Origin of the sequence: Actinomyces naeslundii (genome assembly GCF_001956585.1) — a bacterium.
GTDB lineage: Bacteria > Actinomycetota > Actinomycetes > Actinomycetales > Actinomycetaceae > Actinomyces > Actinomyces naeslundii.
Genome location: NZ_MSRR01000018.1, coordinates 161,314 through 168,605, shown reverse-complemented (window position 1 = coordinate 168,605; position 7,292 = coordinate 161,314). Strand labels below are relative to the sequence as shown.

3 protein-coding genes are annotated in these 7,292 nt (G+C 70.3%); 1 reads left to right on the top strand and 2 read right to left on the bottom strand.

Annotated features, from left to right (window positions below):
• The first annotated feature begins 165 nt into the window (after nt 1-165).
• On the top strand, nt 166-2,871 hold the full coding sequence (gene ppdK / locus BKH33_RS09240; protein WP_003785367.1) for a pyruvate, phosphate dikinase: 2,706 nt from the start codon (nt 166-168) through the stop codon (nt 2,869-2,871).
• A 51-nt stretch (nt 2,872-2,922) separates the two neighbouring features.
• Here the strand turns inward: ppdK and BKH33_RS09235 are convergent, their stop codons facing one another.
• Both BKH33_RS09235 and BKH33_RS09230 read right to left on the bottom strand, forming a co-directional pair.
• The gene (locus BKH33_RS09235) at nt 2,923-4,401 is read right to left on the bottom strand and encodes an alpha/beta hydrolase (RefSeq protein ID WP_003785364.1); all 1,479 of its coding nucleotides are present in this window, start codon (nt 4,399-4,401) and stop codon (nt 2,923-2,925) included.
• Nucleotides 4,394-6,964, bottom strand: a complete 2,571-nt coding sequence (locus BKH33_RS09230; RefSeq protein ID WP_043539892.1) for a bifunctional lysylphosphatidylglycerol flippase/synthetase MprF — start codon at nt 6,962-6,964, stop codon at nt 4,394-4,396. Before BKH33_RS09230 ends, BKH33_RS09235 begins: the two co-directional genes overlap by 8 nt.
• Between the last annotated feature and the right edge of the window lie 328 nt (nt 6,965-7,292).

Genomic DNA, 7,292 nt, shown 5'->3' with positions numbered 1-7,292 from the left:
GGCGTCGGCGGGCGCGCCGGGAGGAGGCGCGCTGGAGTCGGCGTGTTTGGTCTAGGACTGAAGTCACACTAGAGTCATATCGTGAACGACGCGTCGCCGCGTCACGCCTGCATCAGGACGATCTGAGTCAGACCCGAGAACGACCCGAATCAGAAAGGGGCATCGATGCCCAAGTACGTGTACCGCTTCAGCGAGGGTGACAAGGACCAGAAGGACCTCCTGGGAGGCAAGGGAGCGAATCTGGCGGAGATGACCCGGCTGGCTCTCCCCGTTCCCCCCGGCTTCACCATCACCACCGACGCCTGTCGCGCCTACCTGGCCAGCGGCGAGGTCCCTGAGGAGCTCTCGGTCCAGGTCACTACCGCTCTGCGTGGAGTCGAGGAGGAGCTGGGGCGCGAGCTCGGCGCCGCCGAGGACCCCCTGCTCGTCTCGGTGCGAAGCGGCGCCAAGTTCTCCATGCCCGGCATGATGGAGACCGTCCTCAACATCGGCCTCAATGACGTCTCCGTCAAGGGCCTGGCCGCCGCCAGCTCCGACGAGCGCTTCGCCTGGGACTCCTACCGCCGCCTCATCCAGATGTTCGGCAAGACCGTCCTGGACATCGACGGCGACCACTTCTCCGACGCCCTGGACGCCAAGAAGGACGCGCGGGGCGTCTCCATGGACTACGAGCTCCCCGTGGACGCCCTCCAGGAGCTGGTCGAGGAGTACAAGGCCATCGTCAAGGAGCACGCCGGCATCGACTTCCCGCAGGACCCCCGCTCCCAGCTTGACATGGCCACCGAGGCCGTCTTCCGCTCCTGGAACACCGAGCGCGCCCACATCTACCGCCGTCGCGAGAAGATCCCCCACGACCTGGGAACGGCCGTCAACGTGTGCACCATGGTGTTCGGCAACATGGGGGAGACCTCAGGCACCGGCGTGTGCTTCACCCGCGACCCCTCCACCGGGCGCACCGGCGTCTACGGCGACTACCTGGTCAACGCCCAGGGTGAGGACGTCGTCGCCGGCATCCGCAACACCCTGTCCCTGGCCGACCTCGAGCACCTGGACAAGAACTCCTACGACGAGCTGCGCTCCATCATGCACCGGTTGGAGACGCACTACCGCGACCTGTGCGACATCGAGTTCACCATCGAGCGCGGCAGGCTGTGGATGCTCCAGACCCGCGTGGGCAAGCGCACCGCTGCGGCCGCCTTCCGCGTGGCCACCCAGCTGGTCGACGAAAAGCTCATCACCATGGATGAGGCCCTCACGCGCGTCTCGGGCGAGCAGCTCACCCAGCTGATGTTCCCCCAGTTCGACGACGAGTCCGCCCGTGACCTGCTCACGCGCGCCATGCCCGCCTCCCCGGGCGCCGCCGTGGGCTACATCGTCTTCGACAACGAGGAGGCCATCGCCCGTTCCGAGCAGGGCGAGCACGTCATTCTCGTGCGCCGCGAGACCAACCCCGACGACCTGCCCGGCATGGTGGCGGCTGCCGGTGTGCTCACGGCTCGTGGCGGCAAGACCAGCCACGCCGCCGTCGTCGCCCGCGGCATGGGCAAGACCTGTGTGTGCGGCGCCGAGGCCCTCGAGGTCGACATCGCTGGCAAGACCCTACGTGTGGCCGGGCGCGACGAGGTGTTCACCAGTGACGACATCATCGCCATCGACGGCACCACCGGTGAGGTCTTCCTCGGCGAGGTGGCCGTCGTCGACTCCCCGGTCATGACCTACCTGCGCCGGGGCCTGGCTGATGCCCTTGACGTGGCCGGCGACGTCGACACCCGCGAGCTCGTCACCTCCGTGGACCGCCTCATGCGCCACGCGGACAAGGTGCGCCGCCTCGAGGTGCGCGCCAACGCCGACACCCCTGACGACGCCCGCCACGCCATCCACCGCGGCGCCCAGGGCGTGGGGCTGTGCCGCACCGAGCACATGTTCCTGGGAGAGCGCAAGCAGTTCGTCCAGAACCTCATCCTGGCCGCTTCCGACGACGAGCGCGAGGCCGCCCTGGCCGCCCTCCTGCCGCTGCAGAAGGGCGACTTCATCACCATGTTCGAGACGATGAACGGCAAGCCCATGACGGTGCGCCTCATCGACCCGCCGCTGCACGAGTTCCTGCCGGACCTGACCGAGCTGAGCGTCAAGGTGGCCGTGGACCGAGAGCGCGGCGAGCTGGACCCGGCCGACGAGGACCTCCTGGCCGTGGTGCGCAAGATCCACGAGTCCAACCCGATGCTCGGCCTGCGCGGCGCCCGCCTGCTGCTGACCATGCCGGGCCTCATCGAGCTGCAGGTGCGCGCCATCGCCGAGGCCGCCGTCGAGCGCCTCAAGGTCGGCGGCGACCCGCACCCCGAGATCATGATTCCGCTCATCGGATCGGTGCGCGAGCTCCAGCTGGCGCGCGAGCGCGTGGAGCTGGTGCTGCGAGAGGTCTCCGAGGCCTCCGGCTACGCGCTCGACTTCCCGGTGGGCTGCATGATCGAGCTGCCGCGCGCGGCCGTCACCGCCGCACACATCGCCGAGGAGGCCGACTTCTTCTCCTTCGGCACCAACGACCTGACCCAGACCACGTGGGGCTTCTCGCGCGACGACGTCGAGTCCTCCTTCGTGGGCCGCTACATCGACGACGGCATCTTCGGATCCTCCCCCTTCGAGACCATCGACGTCGACGGTGTGGGCGGCATGGTGCGCCTGGGAGTCGAGGGCGGCCGCGCCACCAAGCCGACGATGAAGATGGGCGTGTGCGGCGAGCACGGCGGCGACCCCGAGTCCATCACCTTCTTCCACCGCGTGGGCCTGGACTACGTCTCCTGCTCGCCCTTCCGCGTGCCGGTCGCCCGCCTGGAGGCCGGGCGCGCTGCCGTCGAGGACAAGGACGAGTAGCCGAGTAACGAGCCCCGCAGACGAACGGCGCTGTGGGGACCGGGGCCGCGATCAGGAGACCGGCGACGGCGAGGCGATACCCAGCCGCCTGCCCAGCCAGTCGACCTGGTCGGCCAGCGCCGGTCCCCACACGGCCCAGGTGTGGGCGCCGTCGTACTGGCGGGTGCTCACCGTCATTCCGGACTTTGTGGCGGCCTCGGCCAGGACCGGCACGGCCCCGCGGTAGCTCGTGTCCTGGCGGCCCACCGACAGGATGCCGGCGATGCCGTCGTAGCGGCCGGGCGGGGCGGCGGCCATGAGGGAGATCGGGTCGTTGGCCTCGTAGGCGGCGCGGTCTCCGCCGAAGCCCTGGGAGATGGTGCGCTCCACGCTGCCAAGCGTGGGGTGCTCCTCTGCGCTGATGGCCAGGAAGGTGCGGTAGACGCCCGGGGAGCGGGTGACGACCTGCATCGCGCAGGTGCCCCCGTTGGACAGGCCGGCCACCGCCCAGTGGGCGGGGTCGTCGTCGACCTGCAGGTTCGCCCTGATCCAGGCCGGGACGTCCTTCTCCAGGTAGGTGGCCACCTTACCGCCTGCCTCGGTGTCGGAGCACAGGGGGTTGGCGTACGGGCTGCCCAGAAGGTCGGCGACGACGACCACCGGGGCCAGGCCGTGGTGGTCGGCCGCGTAGGCGTCCATCGTGTCCTTCAGGCCCCCGAGCTCGAACCAGTCCGACGGGCTTCCCGGCTGCCCGGTGAGCAGGACGAGGACCGGCAGGGCCGGGCGCTGTGAGCCCAGGTAGGCCGGCGGCAGGTAAATGAAGGCCCCTCGCGGTGTGAAGCCCTTCGTTCCGGACTGGTCGCCGGCCGGGATGTCGGCGGTGACCGCCTCACCACGGGCGGGCATGTCCGACGGCGGTCTCCAGGTCTCCTCCAGCGTCCCGTGTCCGCGCACGGGTGCCGGGGACCGGGCCGCGGCGCTCTGCAGACGGTTGAGTGGCGTGGTCGCCACCCCGTAGCCCAGGACGGATGCCAGGGTCGGGTAGGAGGCGAAGAAGGTGTTGACTGCCAGCAGGGAGGAGGCCACCACGGCTACGAGGCTAGAGGCGGACTCGGTGGCTCGCACCAGGCGGCGGTTGCGTGAACGCACCGTCTGGTGGCGTCCCTCGGTGCGGTTGCCGGTGACCAGCTGGGCGATGACGAGGCCGACGACTCCCACCCAGGTCCACACGAACCAGCCGACGCCGTCGGCGATGGGATGCCAGATGACGTCCACGACCAGCCAGAAGGTCGCCGCGCTCGCGGCTCCGGCGGCGGGCACGATGAGCTGGCGGGTCCAGGGCAGGTGGCGGGTGCGCCGCCACCACAGCCAGGTGATGACCGCCATGGCAACGACCGCACAGGCCGCCCCCAGCCAGGGCTGGAGGATGTGGACGGCCTTGAGGGCGCCCACGACGCCGCCCGAGGCCTGCACGTCGGCAGTGCTGCCGGCGGTGCTGCTAGCGGTGGCGGTGTCGGCGGTGGCCACACCAGCACCGCCGATCTCAGTCACGGTTCATCAGCACCTGGGCGAAGCGCGCCGTCTGAGAGGGCTTGAGACCGGGCAGGTAGGCCCGGGCGATCGCGATCCCCACCGTGGGCAGGTCCACCAGATCGGGAACCGCCAGGTACATCGGCACTGACCGCGGCTTGAACTTGCGCTTGTAGGCGTGCAGGGAGCCGAATCCGTAGGCCGGCTCCAGCACGGAGGCCAGGAGGTTGAGGAGCGGGTCGAAGCGTGAGGAGGCGCCGCCGTCGGCCGGGGCGGAGCGGGACAGTGGCGCCCCGGACAGGGACAGGATCTCCAGGCCCTCGGCCTGGGCGTCCTGGGCGGCGCGTCCGATGAGGAACTCCATGACGGGGCGGAAGCCGCCCTCGCGGCGACGCATGAAGTCCAGGGTCAGGCCGACGATCCTCCCGTCGCGGTAGACCGGCAGCCAGGAGGTGACGCCCTGGACGGTGCCGTCGGCGTCGACGGCCAGCAGCAGCCGCGTCTCGGAGTCGTCGAGCTCGGCCAGGCCGCCGAGGGTGAATCCCATCTCCGGCAGCGGCTTGTCGCTGGCCCAGGCCTGGGAGATGGCGCGGATCTGGTCGCGCCGGCCGGCCGGGCAGTCGCGGAAGGTGGTCCACACGGCCTCGATGCCCTCCTTGCGGGCGTGGTTGAGGGCGGTGCGCACGTCCTGGTAGGCCTTACCGCGGAAGGCCAGGTCCGGCAGGTCCAGGACGGCCTCCTCGGCCACCTGCAGGATCGTCCAGCCCATGGCGCGGGCGGCCTCCATCGCCGGGGCGTGCACCGAGTAGAGGGCGGGGATGAGTCCGGCGTCGGTGGCGAAACCGGCGAAGTCACGCACAGCCTGGGCCACGTCGGCGTCGGCGGCGGCGGGGTCTCCGACCGTCAGGGCGACGTCGCGGCTGGGGCGGTAGGAGAATCCGGCCGTGCCCGTCTCGTTGACCCAGGCCTCGTTGCCCTCCCAGGTGAGCATCCAGCCCAGGGTTCCTGCGCCGCGGGCGCGTACCAGCTCGGTCAGCTCCTCGCGGCTGGAGACTCGGGTACGGGCGGGCGCCGACTGGGCCAGCCAGACCCACAGGATCGTCAGGAGCCACACCAGGACCGGTGTCGCCTTGATGAGGAGGTGGGCCAAGGGGGTCAGGGGGGCCACGATGAGTCCCAGGATGCCGCCGGTGCTCACGGGTAGCAGATAGGACACATAGGTCTCCAGCAGGTCGGGCCAGCTCGCGTAGGGGGCGAAGTCCCGGGGGATGAGCATGCCGCCGAGGACAGTGACGGCCGCCCCGCCCACGACGGTCAGGACCCAGGCGGTGACGGCGCGGCGGATGACGCCGGGGCACGATCCCAGGGTGAAGCAGCCCCGCTTCCACACCACGAGGCTGATGACCACGATGTTGAGCAGGAGCGGTATCAGCAGATGCCCGGACAGCGCCCAGCCGAGCAGGGGCTGGGGCGTCTCGGGAGCCGGCTCGGGGTGCTGAGCGTCGATCTTGTCCACGAAAGCGAACACGGCCGCACAAGCGCCCAGGAAGATCTGGAGCGCGATGGTGCCCAGGGCCGCCGAGCGGCGTCCGCGGCGCAGGCCATCGGCCAGAACCAGCTGAAGAAGCGCGGGCATGCACAGCAGGAGCAGCTCAACCGGGGAGACGGCGGCGCCCTTGGGCAGGATCGCAGGGGTCAGTCCGAAGCGGGCGTCGGCCAGGGGGCCGGCGGCGTTACTCACCACCGCCAGGGCACAGCTCACCGCCCAGCAGGCCACCAGGAAGGCGACGAGCTCGCGCTCCACACGCCTGGGCAGCTCCTGGGAGGGGGCGGTCTGCTGCCCGCGTTCCAGGACGACGCCCACGATGAGGCCGATGACGCCGGTCCCCAGGCGGGCCAGGGCGCCCACGGTGCCGGTCACGGCGGCCGAGACGATAAGGACGGCGAACATGGCCAGGCGCACGCGTCGCCGCCAGGACGGGCGCATGACGCTGGTGGAGGCCGCCACCAGGCCGGTGATGGGCAGGGTGACGCCCCGGATCGGGGCGTGGACGAGGTAGGGGGACCATGTCTCCCACACCTGCCCGATGAAAGGGTAGAGAGCCTGCGCCAGGGCGATGCCCCCGGCGGTGGAGACGACGCTCGTGACCAACCAGCGCCGTGTCCCCAGGAGACGCTCCAGCAGGACGCCGACGGACAGCAGCATGATGGCGCTTGCCACCGGCACCAGGAGTCCGGGGGCCGCCCACGCGGTCAGCAGGGTCCACACGCGCTGGGGCTGGTTGATGAAGGCGGACAGAGCGATCTCACCCCGGTGGCCCCAGGGGGCGAGGGCGAGGTTGACGAGGACGATGAGTGCCGCGGAGGTTGTTGCTGCCGGCGCCGGGGCCAGCCAGGCGCGGGTGGTCCGCCAGGCGCGGTGCGCGTGCGCCTTCAGGCGGGAGGGCTGGGCTGCGGGGGCGGTTGGCTCTGTGGGCTCTGTGGAGGGCCTCGCCGAGGCCGACTGCGAGGAGACGGAGGTTGCCTGAGAGGGCACGTTCTGGGGTACGTCCGGGGGAGTTGTGGTGGACGAGGCCGACGGCATGAACACTCCTCAAACAGTAGGTGGTGGGAGGTTGACGATGGATAAAGACCGGTCGGCTCCCCGGGAGGAGCCGGAGTCCGATGACGAGGCCCGCAAGGGGCCGGCGGAGAGCCGCGGGCTCATGGGAGGCCCGATGGTATCGGTGAGGGAGGGGCCGGGGTGCCGGCCAGCCGATATTCTTATCCACTTCGTGGGCATCCTCATCCCCCTGGAGGCGGATGAAGCCATGAGACCCGTCTCTCCCAAGAATCAGGGATAACCCTGAGAGAAAACCACGACATGCGCGTCCGTCGGCGGATTTCTCATAGCGCGTGGGCAGATGTCATGA

Coding starts and splice junctions, on each gene's coding strand:
- ppdK (WP_003785367.1), top strand. CDS start 166: ATGCCCAAGTACGTGTACCGCTTCAGCGAGGGTGACAAGGACCAGAAG.
- BKH33_RS09230 (WP_043539892.1), bottom strand. CDS start 6,964: ATGCCGTCGGCCTCGTCCACCACAACTCCCCCGGACGTACCCCAGAAC.